The sequence below is a fragment of the Acinetobacter sp. 24-47-67 genome (assembly GCF_056779735.1).
On record NZ_JBWYIK010000006.1, the window covers coordinates 13,765 to 35,875 of the forward strand.

The following is a 22,111-nucleotide window of genomic DNA, read 5'->3' on the forward strand; positions in this document are numbered from 1 at the left end:
ACACATTTTATAGTAAGCCCGTGTTTTTCTTTATCTGTGTCTACTGATGACCTACTAGCTGTCAAAACTTACTACTGCCATGATTAATGGGTTATACGCAAAGGATATAGCATTTAAAAATGTGGTGTAGTCCTGATTTGCTTGGAACCTAAGGTAAGTCATGTCTACGGTATGTTTACTGACAGAAAGTTTATCGAGATTAGCGGTACTTTGATGGATTCACTGGAAAGGATTTATGGTGGGGTTTGGTAGAGTGAACTAGCTTGAGGAGGAAAGTTTGATACCCAATCACAGGTGGATTAAGTCACGTAATCAGTTGACTCAAAATTACTTCAAATGGGATCAATTGCTTATAGTGATATAAGTAATATTGTTAAATAAAGGGCTTAGCTAGTTTACACTCATTCATAGGGTGTTCAATTGTTATATTTAAAACTGTAGAAGATAAAATTTGTTTTTTAGTACTTTCAAATATTTTGATTGACTAAAAATTCTTTTAAATTAAATAATAAGTATAGATATTAATATTTTATACAATGGAAACTAAGCATTGATAAAGCCTGACTGGAATATTTTTAAAGCTAAATTTTCTGAAAATCCACAAAATAACTTTGAATGGTTAGCTTATTCATTGTTCTGTCGAGAGTTTAACCTTAAGACAGGTATGTTTAGGTTTAAAAATCAGAGAGGTATTGAAACTGAGCCAACTCGATATGATAAAGAATATATTGGTTGGCAGGCTAAATTTTATGATACTTCTTTAAGTAGTCATAAAGCTGACTTCATTAAGATGCTTGATAACACAAAAAAATCTCATCCAGATATTACTCAATTAATTGTTTTTACCAATACTGAATGGGGGCAGTCTAAAGGGCAGGAACCAAAGACTAAGACAGCTATTGATAATCATGCGAAGAAGAAAAATATCAAGTTAGAATGGCGTTGTGCTAGTTACTTTGAGACACCAGATGTAATTTCTGAAAATAAAGATTTATATAATCACTTTTTTTCTTTATCGCAAAGCATTTATGAAAAGTTAGAATTAATCCAGAAGCACTCAAATCGATTAATGGCAAGAATTTCTACATACATTGAATTTGATAATCAGAAAATTGTTGTTGATAGAACGTCTATTAAGGATTTTTTGTTGCAATCCTCCTCGCAAGTTGTTCTTCTCACGGGAAGTGGTGGCGTAGGGAAAACAGCAATTATTAAGCAAATTTACGAAGAGAATAAAGAGTCAGAAAGCGTTTATTATGTTCATAAAGCAAGTGAATTTAATGTAACGAAAGTAGCAAATTTCCTATTTGAAATTGACCTAGATGATTTTATTAAGGCTCATGAAAATTTATCAAATAAGGTAGTAATTATTGATTCTGCGGAAAGTTTATTGAGTATCAGTAACTTAGATCCATTTAAGGAGTATTTAGAAGCTCTATTAGCTGCAGATTGGAAGATTTGGTTTACTACAAGAGATCAATACAAAAGTGATTTCAGTTTTTTACTAGTACAGTCTTACCGAGTGTTATATGAAGATATTAATGTCCCTTTACTGAGTTCTTTAGAACTGAGAGAAATAGCTAGTAAGTACCAGTTTGAATTACCCCAAGATGATAAACTAAATGATTTATTAAGAAATCTTTTCTATTTTAATGAATATTTGAAATTTTACGAAAAGAATATGAACTTAGATTATAATAAGTTTAGCAATTCTTTATGGTCACAAGTAATCAGTAAGAATAATCCTCGAAGATCTAACTTGTTTATTGATATAGCAAAAAAACGTGCTAATACTGGGTGTTTTTTCGTCAATATTGGCATAGAACCAATTGAAGAAACACTTTTGAATGAGTTGATAGAAGATGGAATTTTAGTCAATGATCAATCGCATTATTATATTGCACATGATATCTATGAAGAGTGGGGGTTGAATCGATATATTGATCTCCAATATCAACTTCATGAGGAAGAAAAAGACTTTTTTCTAAATATAGGGGAATCACTACCGATCAGAAGAGCTTTTAGAAAATGGCTATCTGAAAAGTTAGTTAGTGAGTCTTATGAATTTATAGACTTTATTAAATATTGTTTTAACTCAAAAGATATATCTGTAATTTGGCTAGATGAGTTAATAACTTCTATTCTTCTATCTGAAAATTCAAAATTTTTCTTCAATTCTTATAAAGATCATATTTTAAATAATGATAATAAAATATTTAACAGAATAATTTCTTTCTTAAACATGTCATGTAAGCAATTAGATGAAAATATTTTTGGTGAATTAATGTTGAATTCACTTTCTGTTAAAGAATTAAATTATCTATTTACTAAACCTAAAGGAGATGGTTGGGTTCAATTTATAGATTTTGTGTACAAACACGTATCCCAGATAGAGGAATCTCAATTTAAAAATATAATTCCAATTTTAAAAGAGTGGAATAAAACTAATAAATCAGGTAAGGCTAATAAACAAGCTGGATTGATTGCAAAGTATATTTTTGAGAAAATAGTTGAAGATGAATTAAATTTTACACTCAGTGATGACCTTATATTAATAATAGTTAACTCAGTTAATGAAAATGAAAATGAAGTATCAGAACTGATAGATTTAGCAATCAAAGATAAAGTAAAGGAACATAATAGTCCTTATTTAAAATTTATCAATTACCTTTTAGTTAAGGTGGAAGGATGGCTATGTGCTTCACATTTGCCAGAAAAAATTAGAAATCTCGCAGAAGAAGTATGGTTTATAGAAGAAAACTCTCAAATTACTCGTTTAAATTCTTCATCGCGAAGAAATAGTATAAAATTTGGAATATCCTCAGATAATTACGAATACTATCCAGCTAGTGCATTTCAAACACCAACATATGTTTTGCTAAAAAATGACTTTGCAAATACACTGAATTTTGTATTAAAAATAGTAAATAAATCAGTAAATCAATATATTAAGCATGTTAGTGATTATAAAACTATTGCATTAAATATAGATGGGATAGAAGTTGAACAATATATAAATTCAACTTTATGGCTTATTTATCGTGGCAATCAGAACTGTCCAGATGTTTTAATATCAGTACATATGGCTTTAGAAAAATACTTACTAGAAATATGTGAAAAAACTAATGAAGAACAAACCATTAATCTTTTAAAAATAATTTTAAAACAGACACAATCAGCTTCTATAACAGCAATAGTAGCAAGTGTTGCTATGTCTTACTATGAGAAGTGCTTTGATATTATAAAAATACTAATAAGTAATAAGGATATCTTACTAAATGATGAAATTAGATTTAGACATGAGAGAACAGCACAATTTAGCCCATTTGTAAGAAATAATTACTTACAAGAAATTTTCGATAAAGAAAGAGAGGAGAGTAATAAGCTTGCTCATAGAAATTGCAGTTTAGACCATGTAATTAGATATTTTTCTTTCTTTAGTAATGAGGGTATTCCTAAAGAAACGGCAGAATCTCGTCTTAAAGATTTGTATTGTATTATTGATAATTATTACGAGGAATTAGAAAAAAAGGAATCGGAAAATTTTGAAGATAAGACTTGGCGTATTTTTTTGTCAAAAATAGATAGACGTCTTTTGCAAACCAATGTTAACGAACAAAATGGTCAGTTAGTTGTGGAATTTAAGCCACAGATATCTGAGGATCTAATAGAGTTTCAAAATGAAAATTTAAAGGATCTTAATGAGAGAACTAAGTATGTAAGTGTAGATTTATGGATTAGGTATAAATTAGATAATGATGAAAAAAGCAAGAGATTTGAAAATTATGAGGAAAATCCATTAACAGCATTAGATGAACTATTACCAATTTGGGAAGCACTAAAGACTGATAGTCTACCGGACCATTTATCTCCACATAGAGCATTGCCACTTTTAATAAGTGTTGTATTGATACGAGAGTATGTAGAATTACTAGATGAAAATAGGTTGGCTTTATGCGAGGAGATGCTCTTACGGTACGTTAGTGAAATATTCTTGCCAAATTTTCATTATGGTACTGAAAGAGGTGTTGTAGAAGCTATTAACATTCTTCCTAAGCTACTATGTCTTCAGAAAAATAAAAACTCTTCACTTAAATATTTGATAGTAGCCATTTTATTAAGACCTTTCCAAATTAATATGGGAAGTAGCTTATCAAGCGATGAACTAATTGACAGTATTTATAAATATTTGGCATCTGAATATGAAGAGATTCTTTCTATTTACAAAGGTTATTTGTATCTTGAAAGAAAAAGACAAATCGAATTTAAGAGGTTTGAGAAAGATAATACAAAAGATATTTTTCAACATGTTGATTATCATAAATTCTTTTTCGATTTCATGAAAAATAGTGAAATATTTTTTGAACAGATTTCTAGCAATGAAATTAATACTATTGAAATAGATGATTTCGAAGAATATGAAAAAGCATCACTTATTTCAGCTTTCAGATTTTCCTTATCGAACAATCATTCAAATTTCCAAATACCTTATACTGAAAAAATTATTAATGCTATTTTTACTAGCATCTTAAAAGATGATAGAAATGATTATGAAACGGGGTCTTACAATAAATCTAGATTCTTCCGTACCTTCGTTACATATGTCCTAGAATCGAAGAAAGCAAAGGATGTTGAGCGATTAATAGCCCCTATCTTACTAGATACTAATATATCAGAACCTTTAGCAGATTTGATAAATGAGTTTGTGTTAGCACAGGATAGACTAAATAAAAATGATAATTTCTGGATTGTATGGAATCTATTAAAGGATAAAGTCCTAAATATATATATAAACTATGGCTTTAGATATGATAGTGAAAGAATTATTAGTTCTTACATGTTTGCAAATACTAGATGGAAACAAGAGGCTAAAAGTTGGCCGGCTTTGGGAGCAGATAAAAAATTCTTCTTCGATGAATTAAGTAGTGAAATAGGTTCTAGTTGTACATATCTAAATAATTTAATAGACCTTGTCACTGGAATAGGTGAGATATATCAAGAAGATTCGATATATTGGCTTGCTCGTTCTATTAAAGAAAATGAAGTTAAAATTGTCAAACATAGGGATTTCAAGGGACTAATAGATAGATTAGAAAATCTACTGAGAAAATTTTGTTTGAGAAATAGAGATAAAATTAAGACAACCGTACGATTAAAAAAAGCAGTAACTAGTTTATTGAATTTTTTAGTTATTCAAGAATCAGTGACAGGCTATATGTTGAGGGATGAGATAGTTTAGTTTTTATATTGTTGTCATTTAATGATTTTCGCTAATTGAAAAAAGCCCGTCTATATAGACGGGCTTTTTTTCGATGAAATTTTATATGTCGCTAACGAAATTTTATATGTCGTCTTACGACAATAACGTGATCTATTACCAGCTTAACGCACCACCAGTTTGATAGTCTGTTACGCGAGTTTCGAAGAAATTCTTCTCTTTACGTAAGTCCATCATTTCTGACATCCACTGGAATGGATTGTTCACACCAGCAAATTGCTCAGGTAAACCTAATTGAGCTAAACGACGATTTGCGATGAACTTCAAGTATTCTTCCATCATTGCAGCATTCATACCTAATACACCGCGTGGCATTGTGTCACGTGCATATTCGATTTCAAGCATCGTACCTTCAAGAATCATTTGAATGATTTCTTCTTGGAACTCAGCAGTCCACAAATGTGGGTTCTCAATCTTGATTTGGTTAATCATATCGATACCAAAGTTCAAGTGCATTGACTCATCACGTAAGATGTACTGGAATTGCTCAGCAACACCATTCATCTTGTTACGACGACCCATTGACAAGATTTGAGAGAAACCACAGTAGAAGAAAATACCTTCAAGAACACAGTAGAATGCGATCAAGTTGCGAAGCAAGATTTGATCTGTTTCAGGTGTGCCTGTTTTGAATGTTGGATCACTTAATTCTTGAGTGTACTTCAAGCCCCATGCCGCTTTACGCGCAACTGATGGAACTTCGCGGTACATGTTGAAGACTTCGCCTTCATCCATACCTAAAGATTCGATGCAATATTGGTAAGCATGCGTGTGAATCGCTTCTTCAAATGATTGACGTAAGATGTACTGACGGCATTCAGGGTTAGTAATGTGTCGGTAAATCGCAAGAACCAAATTATTTGCAACCAACGAATCGGCAGTAGAGAAGAAGCCTAAAGAACGCATCACGATGGTACGCTCATCTTCAGTTAAGCCATCTTCTGACTTCCAAAGTGCGATATCGTGGTTCATGTTAACTTCTTGTGGCATCCAGTGGTTTGCACAACCATCTAGATATTTTTGCCAAGCCCATTCGTATTTGAATGGTACAAGTTGGTTCAAGTCAGCGCGACAGTTGATCATTGCTTTATCATCAACTTGAACACGTTGAGCGCCCATCTCTAACTCTTCAAGACCTGGAGCAACGTCCAAATGTTCTAAGGCGTTAGATGCTCTTGCCAACGGATCGGCTGAATTTGTTGTTCCGTTTGAACTGGTTCGAGCGGGTTGTGCAGCTGCCACACGCGTCGGTTCGTTGCGTGCATCAGATACCACTTGTGGATTAGGCGCTTTTTGCGGTTCGATGGGCGCAGACTGCTGTGCTTGTGCAGTTTGTTTCGGTTCATCATCTTCGAAATCGTCCCAACTGAGGATAGACATACTAATACTCTCAAAAATTATACGCTCCATTGGATGAATTTGTGAGTAACAATAAAGTAAGTGCTGCTCAAGTATTCAAAGGGGCGAAATAGTTTTAATTAAAAAATTGAAGATATTGTAGTTATCATTACCTAAATTTGATAGTTATTTCAAATGTGATTATATAAAAAATAAGCGTTTTTTTAGATATATTTCTGTTTTTTAATGAAAATTAAAAATGTAATAAAATCATTCACTTATAATATTTTTTTGAAATTATTTTACCCCGAATATATCGAGGTAAAATGCTTGATTTCTTGACGTTGTAAAGAAGATTTATCCTTTGATATGCCTTGGATCATTCCCAGGCGCAATGGTATTTTTCTCTCTAATCAAACCATTTGTGCCCTTGATAGTGATTTCACCACCACCTGATTTTTTAATCATGGTTTTGGCAGCGTTATAAGCGTCTTTTTGGGTGCTGTGTGCTGAGGAAGCTTTAGAGTTACCATTTGCTTTATTCAGCCATTTACCATCTTGTTGATAAACCATACGATCATTTGGCTTGCTCATGAGAAATACTCCTATTATTTGAGCGATCGAAAGAAGACTTATTTGACGATGGCTTAAAACTAATAGAGAATATTCCCTAGCTTTTTCGTAAGAAAAGTCATCGCCTGAAAGTTAGTCATATATCTTTCAGGAAAAGGGGGTATCGTTGGCGCGATATCCCTTTTTTCATTTTCTGGTATCAGCTAAAGAGCTGGCATAACCAAAAGAAGTTGCACTAAAACTTGAGAACTACTTATTTTGCTTACGCTTCTGTTGTTTGCGAATGGCTAAAAATGCATAGACCATCGGCGTGTAAAAGAAAATAAAGGCAAAGACCAATACCGCAAGTCCTAACATATAGTTATGGGTCATATGGTGCATGGTGATTTCCTTTTAAATTTGATGGCAGTGGTTATGCCCCTTATGGGGCATAACTGAATTAAACAACGATTTTTAAGGTTAATACTAAGAAGCCTGTTGAAGCTACTAATGCTGCTAACGCATAAATAAAGTTAGATAAATCTGCCATTTGTAAAGCTCTCCCTACTGACAAGCTTCACAATCAGGGTTGTCAATTGAACATGCCATTGGCACTGGCGCTGCTTGTTCGAAGCCTTCTTCTGACGCTGCTGCTTCAGGTTTAGCTTCTTGAGCAACTGCTGCTACTGGTGCTGCAACTGTCGCAGGTTTAACTGCGTTTAATGCACCTGTGTTAATCGTAGATTTCTCAGCAGATGTCGCACCCAATGCACGAAGGTAATAAGTCGTCTTAAGACCACGTAACCATGCCATCTTATACGTGATGTCCAATTTCTTACCATTCGCACCAGAGATGTAAAGGTTAAGAGATTGTGCTTGGTCGATCCATTTTTGACGACGTGATGCAGCATCAACAATCCAGCGTGCTTCAACTTCAAATGCTGTCGCGAAAATTGCTTTTAACTCTTCAGGAATACGCGCAATTTTTTGTACTGAACCTTCGAAATGTTTCAGGTCATTGACCATCACAGAATCCCAAAGACCACGTTCTTTTAATGCACGAACGAGGTAAGGGTTGATGACAGTGAACTCACCAGACAAGTTCGATTTCACATATAAGTTTTGGAATGTTGGCTCAATAGATTGAGATACACCACAAATATTTGAAATGGTTGCAGTCGGTGCAATGGCCATCACGTTCGAGTTACGCATACCATCTTTTTGGACTTTGGCACGTAACGTGTCCCAATCCAAACGTTGTGTGCGATCGACTTCAAACATACGTTCTGGGCGAGATTTCGCAACGAGCTCAAGAGAGTCAATTGGTAAAATACCTTGATCCCACAATGAACCTTTAAATGTTTCATACGTACCACGTTCAACCGCCAAATCGCTTGAAGTTTGAATCGCGTAGTAAGAAATCACTTCCATAGACTCATCTGCAAACTCAACCGCTGCATCAGAACCGTAAGCGATCTTCATTTCGTATAGTGCATCTTGGAAGCCCATGATACCCATACCCACTGGACGGTGTTTCAAGTTTGAATTACGCGCTTGTGGAACCGCATAGTAGTTAATGTCGATGACGTTATCGAGCATACGAACTGCAGTTTTAATCGTGCGAGCAAGTTTCTCACGGTCTAATTGACCACCTTGAACGTGTTGAACAAGGTTGATTGAACCCAAGTTACATACCGCAATTTCATCTTTGCTTGTGTTCAATGTAATTTCAGTACACAAGTTAGAAGAGTGCACCACACCTACGTGTTGTTGCGGTGAACGTAAGTTACATACGTCTTTGAATGTGATCCACGGGTGACCTGTTTCAAATAACATTGATAACATTTTGCGCCATAAGTCTTTCGCACGGACTTTCTTATGAAGCATGTCTGTTTCTTTCGCAATGCTTTCGTAGTAAGCATAACGTTCTGCGAATTCAGCACCCGTTAAATCATGAAGATCTGGCGTTTCTGACGGTGTAAAGAGTGTCCATTCAGCATCTTCAAATACACGTTGCATGAACAAATCTGGAACCCAGTTTGCAGTGTTCATGTCGTGTGTACGACGACGGTCATCACCCGTGTTTTTACGAAGCTCTAGGAATTCTTCGATATCCAAGTGCCAAGTTTCAAGATATGCACATACCGCACCTTTACGCTTACCACCTTGGTTAACTGCAACTGCTGTATCGTTCGCTACTTTAAGGAATGGAACAACACCTTGCGATTTTCCGTTAGTACCTTTGATGTATGAGTTCAAGGCACGAACTGGTGTCCAGTCATTACCTAAACCGCCTGCCCATTTAGACAACATTGCGTTATCACGCATAGCGCCATAAATATCGAACAAGTCATCATCAATCGTTGTTAAATAACAGCTTGATAACTGAGGACGTAATGTACCTGAGTTAAATAGAGTCGGCGTAGATGCCATGTAATCGAAGCTAGAAAGTAAGTTATAGAATTCGATTGCACGATCTTCACGGTTGTCTTCATTGAGCGACAAGCCCATAGAAACACGCATGAAGAATAATTGTGGTAATTCGAAACGTACGCCATCAGAGTGGATGAAGTAACGATCAAATAATGTTTGAAGACCTAAATATGTAAATTGATTAGAGCGTTCTGGTTTAATCGCAGCCGCTAATTTTACAAGATCAAAATTTAATAATTCTGGAGAAAGAAGCTCTAGCTCAACACCTTTTTTCAAGAAGGTTTCAAGCGCATCATTTTCAAGCGTGTCTTTAGATAGGCCAAGAAATTCAAGACCGGTTGCAACTAAGTTGTCACGCAACAAACGTGCAGTGACATACGTATAGTTTGGTTCTTGTTCAATACGTGTACGTGTCGCCATCATCATCGTTGTAGAGATGTCTGATGCTTTAACACCGTTGTATAGGTTTTTTACAGTTTCATCGATGATTGCTTGAACATCAATGCCTTCTAAGCCTTCGCTAGCTTTTTCAATCTTCGCTTGTAAACGACTCAAATCTAATGGTTGGAGCTGACCATTTTGACCTGTGATCTGAAGAGTAGGGTGATGATGAGCACCTAACTCTTTACGCGCTTCAGCACGTTGTTCACGATAGATCACGTATGCACGTGCCACTTTTTGTTCACCTGTGCGCATTAAAGCTAATTCAACTTGATCTTGAATTTCTTCAATATGAATCGTGCCACCTGAAGGTAAACGACGCTTAAACGTGTTCATCACCATCTCAGTCAGCTGAGTAATACGATCGTGAATTCTGCTCGAATCTGCACTTGGTTGACCTTCAACAGCCAAAAATGCTTTACCAATTGCTACAGAGATTTTATCTGCATCAAAAGTGGCAACATCACCAGTGCGTTTAATCACTTGAAGTTGACCAGGGGTTGTATTAGCGCTCATTTCAGCGTCGCTCCATTCTCATCATTTTTATGCTTATGGACCATTTGAATCGGATACAAACTCAAAAAATGAGCTATCGCGATATTTGAGGGTAAACACAAGACTTAGTGGTTTAATGTAAATTAAGACACAAGATACGGTAAATTTCAGGGTAGATCAATATTGACATTTTGATAATTTTTTTTCTGAGTTTAACACTCAAATTTCCCTATACTTTTTCCATGTTCCGCCATTTTGTTATGTAGTCAGCGTCACAGGGTGCTAAGCATAACAGAGACTTTTTAGAGTGCTTATAGATAAGTTTGTGGATAACTCTGAAAGTGCAAATTGCTTCTCGAAAATAATTTTTTTGAAATATTTTGTTTAAAATATCATCAAATTGATTTGTGTTTGAAAGTTTAAAGTTGATTGAAAATATTGATCGACTTGGCAAAACTATCTATTTATCAATAGTTAATAAAAAGATAACAAAAGACTACGCTCGTGTATCAGTTTCGTGAACAGGCTCTTGTTTACAATGTAAACGTGTGTATATTGCAAAACATATCGATGTAAATCTGTGAAGTTTAATCAGCAGATATCGTAACAATATAGGGGCATTCTATGAGCCAAGAAGAAAAGTTACCAAAGATTTTGATCGTTGAAGATGACGAGCGTCTTGCGCGTTTAACGCAAGAGTATTTAATTCGTAATGGATTAGAAGTTGGGGTAGAACCAGACGGTAATCGTGCAATCCGTCGTATTATCGCAGAGCAACCGGATATGGTGGTGCTGGATGTTATGCTTCCTGGTGCTGATGGTCTAACTGTTTGTCGTGAGGTTCGTCCACATTATCATCAACCGATTTTAATGTTGACTGCTCGTACTGAAGACATGGATCAAGTATTGGGTCTTGAAATGGGTGCAGACGATTATGTTGCGAAACCAGTTCAGCCACGCGTTCTATTAGCGCGTATTCGTGCTTTGCTTCGTCGTACAGACAAAACACCAGAGGATGAAGTTGCTCAACGTATCGAATTTGATGATTTAGTGATTGATAATGGTGGTCGTTCTGTAACCTTAAACGGTGAGCTTGTAGATTTCACAAGTGCAGAATATGACTTATTATGGTTGTTGGCATCTAATGCTGGTCGTATCCTTTCACGTGAAGACATTTTTGAGCGTCTACGTGGTATTGAATATGATGGTCAAGACCGCTCAATTGATGTTCGTATTTCTCGTATCCGTCCAAAAATTGGTGATGATCCTGAAAATCCTAAACGTATTAAAACAGTGCGTAGTAAAGGATATTTATTCGTTAAAGAAACCAACGGGATGTAATCACATCCCCGCGGTAATGCCCTCACTCCTCAGAAGGTCATACCTTAGTGTCTAAACACAGTATATTCCTGCGCATCTACGCAGGTCTCGTCATTTTGGTGGTGCTGGTTGCCATATTTGGTTATTTGCTTGTGCAAATCATCAACTATCAACGCGCGCAGGAATACCGTGAGTCATTGACTGATGGGATTTCGTACGTCATCAGTGAGGGTGTTTCAAGACAACAAACCATGCAACAAAGAATGGATTGGATATCAGATGCATCTGATTTGCTCGAACTTCCAATCTATTATCTAGAATCTGATAAAGTCGAACTTTCACGCACCGAAAAATACCGTTTAGAAAAGCGCAAAGCAGTGGTGCGGTATGACGCCAAAGAAAGTATTGCTTATGTCATTATTGGTTTAATAGATGACCCTGAGCATTTACTTTATGTGAAAGTGGATAATATCGGTGAGCGTCAAATGAAGGCCTTGCCAATCTTTGTATGGGAATACTTGGTTTATTATCCAGGGCAGGAAAGGGAATATCTTGCAAAAATTAAGCAACACTTTTCTTATGATTTAAGCATTCAAAATCTGTCTGATCTCAATTTAGATTCCGAGCAAATTGGTCGTTTACGTGCGGATCAAGGGGTTATCCTGTATCAGGATAGCGCTAGCATTCGTGGTACTACGATTTCTGTCATTTCTCCAATGACGAATTCGTCTGGTGATGTCTTGGTGATGGGACCAGTGCCAATGTTCAATTGGATGCCATTCCAATTGGCGGCAGGGATTACTTTGCTGAGTATGTTTATTTTGTCGCTTGGTGTGTATGGTCTGATTGTCCCAATGCAACGCAAGTTGAAGCAAGTTAACTCAGCCTTAAATGTTATGCAAAAAGGGGATATGTCCGTTCGCGTTCCTGTCGAAGGATATGATGAGTTAGCACATTTGGCAGCCAGCTATAACAGTATGTCAGATCATATACAGCGTTTGATCGAAGCTCAGCGAGAGTTAATGAGAGCTGTATCACATGAGCTGCGAACGCCAGTCGCACGTATTCGCTTTGGTATGGAAATGTTGGTTGATGAAGAGGATTATGAGTATCGTCAGCAACAAGTAGAAATGATTGATAAAGACATTGAGGCTTTAAACACGCTCATTGATGAAATTATGACCTATGCTAAACTTGAGCAAGGCATGCCCTCTATTGATTTTAAGGAAATTCGACTATACGAAGTGCTTGAGCAAGTCGCTATTGAAACTAAAGCATTAAAAACCAATAAAAATATTCAATTACACTTGCCATCACAAGCTTTGGTGGTGGATGCGGAACGCCGTTATTTGCATCGTGTAGTACAAAACTTAGTCGGAAATGCGATCCGATACTGCGATGATACAGTGCTGATTACTGGTGGAATTGATGCTCAGGGGATGGCGTATATTTCAGTTGAAGATGATGGTCCGGGGATTCCAGAAGAGGATCGTAAGCGAGTGTTTGAAGCTTTTGCTCGCTTGGATGATAGTCGTACACGTGCCTCAGGCGGATATGGTTTGGGCTTGTCTATTGTAAGCCGAATCGCCTATTGGTTTGGTGGTACGATTCAAGTGGATCAAAGTCCTAAAATGGGCGGTGCACGATTTACTATGCAATGGCCAGCCAAAAGATTTAAAAAGAAGAAGATTGTTCAAACCAGTCAAACATCAGAGTAAAGCGAGAATTAAAAAAAGCGCGATTAAGCGCTTTTCTTATAATTTATATTGCCTTTTATTGGTAATTATTGGCATTGGGTTCAATAATGCTTTTTCCTTCCTTAAGTGCATTTAAGGCATCGGCATTGAAATCGATCAGTAAACTGTTATTGGTTGCATCAACATGATAATTGCTAATCAGTTTTTGATCGCCGTGAATGGTCTCAACTGTATATTCATCTGCGATGTTGAGAATAGCATCAAGATTAGTGGTTGTTGAGGCGAGGTCTTGGCGGAAAATTTGATAAATATCGCGTAAATCAAAAATAGCATTCGTTGCATCAGGATGTTTTTTGATATAGCTGTCTAAATGATGGACGATCAACTGAGCAAATAAAAAATAGTTAGGTTTGTGTGTGAATTCTAGACTCATAGATCTTCTCCTTATTATTTAATTGAGCATATAACGAAAATCAGCACGATTTGTATAAAGTTAATTAAAACATTGTAAGCAATTAAAATTTAAAACTTTTAAAATAGAATAAATCAAAAATAATTGAGCCATATTGGTGCAAAAAAAGCTGACCTAACACGAATGGTAAAACTAAAAAAGTGATAGTGTCTGGATTGACGCCTCTTGAATTTTTTGAATGATTATTCGGAAAAAATAATCAGTTGTATCACCTTGATAACTTTCTACGATTAAATAAGGTTTTATTGACTTTAATCACCATGAAATCTGGAAAAAGGGCAAAATTCATCCTAAAGACTTAGAGGGATTGGCTAGCAACAGAAATCATAAATCAGGTACAATTGGCGGGATTAATTTTGTGTTTGGTGTATTTGAAGGCCAATACATACATTCTTTGTTAATAAATAGGCCTGCCAGGAGTTATCCCCGCATGAGTGCCATTACTCCATACGATTGGGCAATAATTGCCTTCGTGATCGGCGTTACATTTTTATGCGTCTTTATGCTCACTGTCCCGCTACTCCTAGGGGGTAAATCGTGGGGACGTGCTAAGCAAGAGCAGTTCGAGTCAGGCGTAGTTAGTGCTGGTGGAGCACGAATTCGTCTATCTGCAAAATTCTATTTGGTTGCAATCTTCTTCGTTGTGTTTGACTTAGAAGCGCTCTATCTCTATGCATGGGCTGCGTCAGTTCGTGAAGTGGGTTGGATCGGTTTTGCAGCAGCAGCTGTATTTATTTTAGTTTTACTCGTTGGCTTGATTTATGAGTTGTCTACTGGTGCATTAAATTGGGCGCCATCTGATAAGCGTAAAGCAGCAGGGATTAAACCTAAAATTGGTTCGCCAAATATGGATCTCGCAGAAATTACTCGCTTCAACTCAATTGAGGAGTTGGTGGTTGACCCTACAGGTCAAATTCCAGCGCAATCATCTGGTCGTGTAAAAGCTTCGCCAACGACTACATCATCTGATAAGGAGTAATACGGGATGAAATATACATTAACCCGTGCGAATCCGGATGCTGATCAGTATCCACTTCAAGAGCGTATCGTTGTAGAAGATCCGCTTCTACAAGAAGAAGTGAATAAGAATGTGTTCATGACTCGTTTAGAGGATTTGGCGCATACAGCAGTAAACTGGGGTCGTAAAAACTCAGTTTGGCCGTTCAACTTTGGTACATCTTGCTGCTACGTAGAGTATGCAACGACTTTAACAGGCGTGCATGACTTGTCACGTTTTGGTGCCGAAGTAATTCGTGCTTCACCACGTCAAGCGGACTTGATGATTGTTGCGGGTACATGCTTCGTGAAGATGGCACCTGTAATTCAACGCCTTTATGAGCAAATGTTAGAACCTAAATGGGTGATCTCAATGGGTGCATGCGCAAACTCTGGCGGTATGTATGACATTTACTCGGTTGTACAAGGTGTCGATAAAATCATTCCAGTGGATGTGTATATTCCAGGTTGCCCACCGCGTCCTGAAGCATTAATCCAAGCGTTGATGTTATTGCAAGACCAAATTCAATTAGAGCGTCGTCCGCTTTCTGCGGTGATCGGTGATGATCTTAAGCCAGTTTATAAGCCAAAGATGCAGCCTGAACGTGACCGTAAGAATGCTGAACGTATTGCAGTAAAACACTTACGCTCTATGGATGAAATTAAATAATCTTAACGGCAAATAATATTGATGCACCCGCTTGGGTGTAATTGTCGTTTTGGTTGAATGAATTTGTATTAAATAGGAAGCCAAGCCAATGGCTGAAACTGACATTGCTATGCCAGAATCAACTCCAGTTGATTCACGCCCAGCATTTGCAATTGTAGAAGAGCTCAAAACCAAGTTTGGTGAGAATTTCTACGTGCAAACGACTTTTGAAGACTTTCCAACAGTCTGGGTTGAGCGCTCACGTGTACAAGACGTATTAATGTTCTTGCGTACAGTGTCACGTCCTTACGTGATGTTGTTTGACTTGTCAGCGGTAGATGAGCGTTTACGTACTCACCGCGATGGGTTACCTGCGTCTGACTTCACTGTGTTCTATCACTTGTTGTCACTAGAGCGTAATACGGATATTCGTATTAAAGTTGCGTTGAATGAGTCTGATCTCAATATTCCAACAGCAACCAACATTTGGCCAAATGCCAACTGGTACGAACGTGAAGCTTACGATATGTTCGGCATTAACTTCGAAGGGCATCCAATGCTCCGTCGTATTTTATTGCCAACGTATTGGGAAGGTCATCCGTTGCGTAAAGAATATTCTGCACGTGCGACTGAATACACACCTTATCGTCAGAACCAAGCGAAACAAGATTTCGAACAAGAGCATTTACGTTTTGTACCTGAAGATTGGGGTCTAAAACGCGGTAATGCTGATGAAGACTTCATGTTCTTGAACTTGGGTCCTAACCATCCATCTGCGCATGGTGCATTCCGTGTGATCTTGCAGTTAGATGGCGAAGAAGTGAAAGACTGTGTGCCTGATATCGGTTATCACCACCGTGGTGTGGAAAAGATGGCTGAACGTCAAACTTGGCATTCATTCATTCCGTATACTGACCGCGTTGACTACTTAGGTGGTTGTGCGCAGAACATGCCTTATGTGATGGGTGTGGAGCAGATGGCAGGGATCACTGTGCCAGAACGTGCGCAATGTATTCGTGTCATGATGTCGGAACTATTCCGTATTAATAACCACTTGCTTTATATCGGTACAGCGATTCAGGATGCCGGCGGTATGACCCCAGTATTCTATATGTTCGCCGATCGTCAAAAGATCTATGACGCGATTGAAGCAATCACTGGTTACCGTATGCACCCAGCATGGTTCCGTATCGGTGGTACTGCACACGATCTTCCAAACAACTGGCAACATTTGATCCGTGAAATTTTGGATTGGATGCCTAAACGTTTGAAGGAATATCATACTGCAGCACTTAAAAACTCGGTATTTGAAGGTCGTACCCGTAATGTTGCGCAATACGATGCAAAATCTGCATTGGCATGGGGTGTAACAGGTACAGGTTTACGTGCAACAGGTATTGATTTTGACGTACGTAAATATCGTCCATATAGCGGTTATGAAAATTACGACTTCGAAGTGCCTGTAGAATACGAAGGCGATGCATATGCACGTGTGATCGTTCACTACCGTGAAATCGAACAATCTTTAAAAATCATCAAACAGTGCTTGGATAACATGCCATCTGGTCCTTATAAAGCGGATCACCCATTGGCTGTTCCACCACCGAAAGATAAGACACTACAAGACATTGAAACTTTGATTACGCACTTCTTAAGCGTGTCATGGGGTCCTGTCATGCCAGCAGGTGAAGCATCTGTTATGGCGGAAGTGGTAAAAGGTGCATCGAACTACTACTTGACTTCAGACAAGTCAACGATGAGTTACCGTACCCGTATTCGTACACCAACCTTCACGCACTTACAGCAAATTCCTTCTGTAATTAACGGCAGTCTTGTATCTGACTTAATCATTTATTTAGCGACGATTGATGTCGTAATGGCTGACGTGGATCGCTAAGGGGTACGCATTATGATGATTTTGACTGATAAAAAGCCACGTGTGAATGTCGAAGGGATTTTAACTGCGGAAGAAATCCACGAAATCGAGCATCACATTGGTCATTACCCATACCCACGTGCGGCATGTTTAGATGCGCTTAAATGCGTTCAACGTCGTAATGGTTGGGTGGATGATGCGCAAATGAATGCGATTGCGCAGATGTTGTCAATGAGCCTTGCTGATTTGGAAGGTGTGGCAACATTCTATAACCGTATTTACCGCCAGCCAGTAGGTCGCAACGTAATTTTGCTTTGTGATTCTATAGCTTGCTTCTTGATGGGTGCAGAAACTTTAGCAGAAGCATTCCAACGCGAACTCGGGATTTCATTTGGTCAAACGACTGCTGATGGTCGTTTTACTTTGCTCCCGATTTGCTGTTTAGGAAACTGTGATAAGGGTCCAACCTTGATGATTAATGAAGATACTCACGGCCTAGTAGAAGTTTCTTCAGTGAAACAGTTATTGGAGAAGTATGTATGAATACTGAACCAAAACCGATTTATGGCGACGGTAACCCAGAAACTCACCCATTAACATGGCGTTTGAGCAAGCAAGAATTTGTTCATAGTGTAGAAGACTATGAATCTCTTGACGGGTATGAGGGTTTCAAGAAAGCACTCACAATGCCGCCTAAAGATGTATTGGAAATCATTAAAGCAGCGACTGTGAAAGGTCGTGGTGGTGCTGGTTTCCCTGCAGGGATTAAATGGTCGCTCATGGCGCCAAATGACAATTCAGGTCCTCGTTACTTGATTTGTAATGCCGATGAGATGGAACCAGGTACATTCAAAGACCGTTTGTTGATGGAAAAGCTTCCTCATCAATTGATCGAAGGGATGTTAATTGCAGGTTATACACTTGAAGCAACCCATGGTTATATTTTTATCCGTGGTGAATACATCGAAGCTGCGAAGTATTTGAACCAAGCTTTAGAACAAATTCGTGCCAAAGGCTACTTGGGTGAAAACATCCTTGGTTCTGGCTGGAACTTTGAGTTACATGTGCATACTGGTGCGGGTCGTTATATCTGTGGTGAAGAAACTGCATTGATTAACTCGCTTGAAGGTCGCCGTGCAAATCCACGTACAAAACCACCATTCCCGCAAGTTGCAGGTGCTTGGGGTCGTCCTACGATTGTGAACAACGTAGAGACTTACAATAACTTACCAGCAATTATGCTGCGTGGTCCTGAGTGGTATATCAATTTATCTGCAGGTAAGTCGAAAGATCCTGGCACTAAAATTTATGGTGCATCAGGTAAAGTGAAATTCCCTGGTCTTTGGGAGCTTCCATTCGGTACAACTGCACGTGAAGTGATTGAAGAACATGCGGGTGGTATGCGTGATGGCTTAAAGCTTAAAGCATGGTTACCAGGTGGTGCATCAACTGACTTTTTGGCAGCTGAACACATCGATCTTCCAATGGATGCGGAAAGTATCATGAAAGCAGGTTCGCGTTTAGGTACGTGTTTGCTCATGGTGGTTGATGAAACTCAATGTATGGTTTCAGCAACACGTAACTTAGAAGAATTCTTTGCGCGTGAATCATGTGGTTTCTGTACACCATGTCGTGATGGTTTACCTTGGGCGGTGAAAGCGCTTAAAGCACTTGAAGATGGTACAGGCAAGAAAGAAGACATCGATCATTTGCAAGAGCTTACACGTAAGCTTTGGATTGGTAAGACTTTCTGTGCTCACGCTCCTGGTGCTATGGAACCACTCATGGGTGCACTCAAATATTTCCGTGGCGAATTTGAAGCAAAAGTGGTGAATGCCGCAGCTCAAGTTAGCAACGTAGAACAAGCTTAAGGAATTCGACTATGGCTACAATTCATGTCGATGGCAAATCGTATGAAGTCAATGGCTCAGAGAACTTGCTACAAGCATGCTTGTCTTTGGGTATTGATATCCCGTACTTTTGTTGGCATCCATCCTTAGGTTCTGTCGGTTCTTGCCGTCAATGTGCTGTAACTCAATACGCGAATCCAGAAGATACTCGCGGTCGTTTAGTTATGTCATGTATGACACCTGCAGCTGACAATACCTACATCTCGATTGAAGACAAAGAAGCAAAAGATTTCCGTGCGTCTATTGTTGAATTCTTGATGACGAACCACCCACATGACTGTCCAGTCTGTGAGGAAGGTGGTCACTGTCACCTCCAAGATATGACGGTGATGACACAACATGACCGTCGTCGTTACCGTTTCACGAAACGTACGCATTACAACCAAGAACTTGGTTCGTTCATTGCACACGAGATGAACCGTTGTATCGCATGTTACCGTTGTGTTCGTTACTATAAAGACTACGCAGGTGGTACAGACTTCGGTGTGTATGCAAACGCTTCACGTGTTTATTTTGGTCGTCCAGAATCAGGTACTTTAGAGTCTGAGTTCTCGGGTAACTTAACTGAAGTATGTCCGACGGGCGTATTCACAGACAAAACACACTCTGCACGTTATAACCGTAAATGGGACATGCAGTATGCGCCAAGCGTCTGCCAAGGCTGCTCTTCAGGTTGTAACATCTCTCCGGGTGAGCGTTATGGTGAATTACGTCGTGTAGAAAACCGTTTTAACGGTGAAGTCAACCAATACTTCCTGTGCGATAAAGGCCGTTTCGGTACGGGTTATGTGAACCGTGAAGACCGTCCACGTCAACCGCAATTCCGTTCAGGTAGCAATGTAGAGACTGTTTCAGTTGATACAGCGTTAGACACCGTGATTGAGAAAATCCAAGGCAAAAAAGTATTGGGTATTGGTTCTCCACGTGCATCTCTTGAGTCTAACTTTGCGCTTCGTGAATTGGTTGGACAAGCAAACTATTCAACAGGTATGTCTCAAAAAGAGCAAAACTTGGTTGAACTTGCTGCATCAATCATGCAAACCGAGGGTGTATATAACCCAGGTATGCGTGAAATTGAAAGCTACGATGCTGTCTTAATTCTCGGTGAAGATTTAACACAAACTGCACCACGTATGGCATTGTCAGTACGTCAAGCTGCGAAGAACAAAGCCAAAGAAATGGCTGCAGAACGCCGTACACAAGAATGGTTGGCTGAGCCAGTACAACGTATTGCTCAAGACGAAAAATCACCAATTTATATCTTGGCTGCGACTCAAACACGTTTATCTGACGTAGCTACTGGTGAAGTCGTTGCTTCTCCAAATGATATCGCACGTTTAGGTTTTGCTGTTGCTGCGGCGGTGAAAGGTGAAAGTATTACCGGTTTAGAAGAAGATGCAAAAGCATTTGCTCAAACCATTGCTGACACTTTAAAAGCTGCAAAAAAACCATTGATTATCTCTGGTACAAGCTTGCAAGAAGCTGCAATTATGGAAGCTGCTGCACAAGTTGCACAGAATCTGGGTAATGCGGGTCTAACTTTGACTGTTCCTGAAGTGAACTCAATGGGCTTAGCAATCTTTGGCGGTAACAGCCTTGAGCAAGCATTTGCACAAGACTATGACACTGTCGTGATTGTAGAAAACGACCTTTATCGTCGTTTACCTGCAGTGCAAGTAGATGCTGCTTTGTCTGGTAAAGACGTGATCGTGCTTGACCATTCAGAAACTGAAACGGTGAAAAGAGCGAATATCGTTCTTTCTGCAGCGAGCTTTGCTGAAGGTGACGGTACTGTGGTATCTCAAGAAGGCCGTGCACAACGTTTCTATCAAGTATATGACCCAAGTTACTACAAACCAGAACTTGCGATCAAAGAATCTTGGCGTTGGTTACATGCCATTGAAACTGGCGTGAAAGGCAAAGCAATTTCTTGGACTGTGCTTGATGATGTCATCGAATCAGTTGCCAAGAATGTACCTGCGCTTGAAGCGATTCAAGATGTAGCACCAGATGCAGGATTCCGTGTCCATGGTCTTAAAGTGGCACGTGAACCACGTCGTTACTCTGGTCGTACTTCACTTCGTGCGCCGTTATCTGTCCATGAGCCTAAACAACCAACTGATCAAGACTCTGCATTAACATTCTCTATGGAAGGTTATGTCGGGAACCAAACGCCGTCAGCGTTAGTTCCATTTGCATGGTCAGCAGGTTGGAACTCACCACAAGCTTGGAATAAGTTCCAAGAATCAGTGGGCGGTTCTTTAAAAGGTGGTGATTCAGGTATTCGTTTATTTGATCGCCTTGCGAAATTACCAGCACGCACATACGTTGCACCAGCACCAGTTCTTGTAAATGCTGAGAGTTTCCGCCTTGTTCCAATGCATCATATTTTTGGATCTGGTGAATTCACAGTGAAAACACCTGCAATGGAGTCTCGTATTCCAGAAGCGGTATTTGCAGTGGGTGAGCAAGATGCAGCGCGCTTGAATGTGAAAGATGGCCAAAACATTACTGTGAAAGCAGGTGAGGCTTCGATCGTTCTTCCTGTTCAAGTCATTGAATATTTACCTACAGGTTATATTGGTTACCCAATTGGTCTCGCGCCAACGGTATCGTTAGCTGAGCCTGTATCAGTCGCGGTAGGAGCATAATTC

14 protein-coding genes are annotated in these 22,111 nt (G+C 38.8%); 9 read left to right on the forward strand and 5 right to left on the reverse strand.

From position 1 onward, the window contains the following. Window positions 1–550 precede the first annotated feature (550 nt). Entirely contained in the window at window positions 551–5,239 is a 4,689-nt protein-coding gene (locus AC1M9K_RS08775; RefSeq protein ID WP_481589062.1) for an NB-ARC domain-containing protein, read from the forward strand. A 135-nt stretch (window positions 5,240–5,374) separates the two neighbouring features. On the opposite strand, the gene AC1M9K_RS08780 is transcribed toward AC1M9K_RS08775, so the two are convergent. The 4 genes from AC1M9K_RS08780 to AC1M9K_RS08795 form a co-directional block, all read right to left on the reverse strand. Continuing rightward, window positions 5,375–6,658 carry a ribonucleotide-diphosphate reductase subunit beta gene (locus tag AC1M9K_RS08780; RefSeq protein WP_035267248.1) on the reverse strand — a complete coding sequence of 428 codons (1,284 nt, stop codon included), beginning with the start codon at window positions 6,656–6,658 and terminating at the stop codon, window positions 5,375–5,377. A gap of 315 nt (window positions 6,659–6,973) precedes the next feature. Continuing rightward, window positions 6,974–7,210 carry a DUF2188 domain-containing protein gene (locus AC1M9K_RS08785; RefSeq protein WP_481589063.1) on the reverse strand — a complete coding sequence of 79 codons (237 nt, stop codon included), beginning with the start codon at window positions 7,208–7,210 and terminating at the stop codon, window positions 6,974–6,976. 228 nt (window positions 7,211–7,438) lie between these two features. Next, window positions 7,439–7,570, reverse strand: a complete 132-nt coding sequence (locus tag AC1M9K_RS08790; protein WP_481587302.1) for a preprotein translocase subunit YajC — start codon at window positions 7,568–7,570, stop codon at window positions 7,439–7,441. 162 nt (window positions 7,571–7,732) lie between these two features. Beyond that, window positions 7,733–10,558 carry a ribonucleoside-diphosphate reductase subunit alpha gene (locus AC1M9K_RS08795; protein ID WP_481589064.1) on the reverse strand — a complete coding sequence of 942 codons (2,826 nt, stop codon included), beginning with the start codon at window positions 10,556–10,558 and terminating at the stop codon, window positions 7,733–7,735. Between the two features lie 603 nt (window positions 10,559–11,161). Here AC1M9K_RS08795 and bfmR point away from each other — a divergent pair. Together bfmR and bfmS are read left to right on the forward strand one after the other, a co-directional pair. Then, the gene (bfmR, locus tag AC1M9K_RS08800) at window positions 11,162–11,878 is read left to right on the forward strand and encodes a response regulator transcription factor BfmR (RefSeq protein ID WP_035267251.1); all 717 of its coding nucleotides are present in this window, start codon (window positions 11,162–11,164) and stop codon (window positions 11,876–11,878) included. A gap of 47 nt (window positions 11,879–11,925) precedes the next feature. Next, window positions 11,926–13,575 carry a sensor histidine kinase BfmS gene (gene bfmS / locus AC1M9K_RS08805; RefSeq protein ID WP_035267252.1) on the forward strand — a complete coding sequence of 550 codons (1,650 nt, stop codon included), beginning with the start codon at window positions 11,926–11,928 and terminating at the stop codon, window positions 13,573–13,575. A 55-nt stretch (window positions 13,576–13,630) separates the two neighbouring features. On the opposite strand, the gene AC1M9K_RS08810 is transcribed toward bfmS, so the two are convergent. Further along, window positions 13,631–13,987: a hypothetical protein gene (locus AC1M9K_RS08810; RefSeq protein ID WP_481589065.1), complete on the reverse strand. Its 357-nt coding sequence runs from the start codon at window positions 13,985–13,987 to the stop codon at window positions 13,631–13,633. A 469-nt stretch (window positions 13,988–14,456) separates the two neighbouring features. Here AC1M9K_RS08810 and ndhC point away from each other — a divergent pair, with 469 nt between their 5' ends. The 6 genes from ndhC to nuoG all read left to right on the forward strand — a co-directional run bounded on the left by ndhC (window position 14,457) and on the right by nuoG (window position 22,108). Beyond that, the gene (gene ndhC, locus AC1M9K_RS08815) at window positions 14,457–15,005 is read left to right on the forward strand and encodes an NADH-quinone oxidoreductase subunit A (RefSeq protein ID WP_035267255.1); all 549 of its coding nucleotides are present in this window, start codon (window positions 14,457–14,459) and stop codon (window positions 15,003–15,005) included. Window positions 15,006–15,011: 6 nt separating this feature from the next. Continuing rightward, the gene (locus tag AC1M9K_RS08820) at window positions 15,012–15,692 is read left to right on the forward strand and encodes a NuoB/complex I 20 kDa subunit family protein (RefSeq protein ID WP_035267257.1); all 681 of its coding nucleotides are present in this window, start codon (window positions 15,012–15,014) and stop codon (window positions 15,690–15,692) included. A gap of 88 nt (window positions 15,693–15,780) precedes the next feature. Beyond that, a complete protein-coding gene (gene nuoC / locus AC1M9K_RS08825) occupies window positions 15,781–17,568 on the forward strand; it encodes an NADH-quinone oxidoreductase subunit C/D (protein WP_035267259.1) in 1,788 nt (595 codons plus the stop codon). 12 nt (window positions 17,569–17,580) lie between these two features. Further along, window positions 17,581–18,090 carry an NADH-quinone oxidoreductase subunit NuoE gene (nuoE, locus tag AC1M9K_RS08830; RefSeq protein WP_035267260.1) on the forward strand — a complete coding sequence of 170 codons (510 nt, stop codon included), beginning with the start codon at window positions 17,581–17,583 and terminating at the stop codon, window positions 18,088–18,090. Beyond that, the gene (gene nuoF / locus AC1M9K_RS08835; protein WP_481589066.1) at window positions 18,087–19,418 is read left to right on the forward strand and encodes an NADH-quinone oxidoreductase subunit NuoF; all 1,332 of its coding nucleotides are present in this window, start codon (window positions 18,087–18,089) and stop codon (window positions 19,416–19,418) included. The genes nuoE and nuoF overlap by 4 nt, the downstream gene beginning before the upstream one ends. A gap of 11 nt (window positions 19,419–19,429) precedes the next feature. Continuing rightward, window positions 19,430–22,108 (forward strand): NADH-quinone oxidoreductase subunit NuoG, encoded by a 2,679-nt coding sequence (gene nuoG, locus AC1M9K_RS08840; RefSeq protein ID WP_035267264.1) that lies wholly within the window; start codon window positions 19,430–19,432, stop codon window positions 22,106–22,108. The last annotated feature ends 3 nt before the right edge of the window (window positions 22,109–22,111 follow it).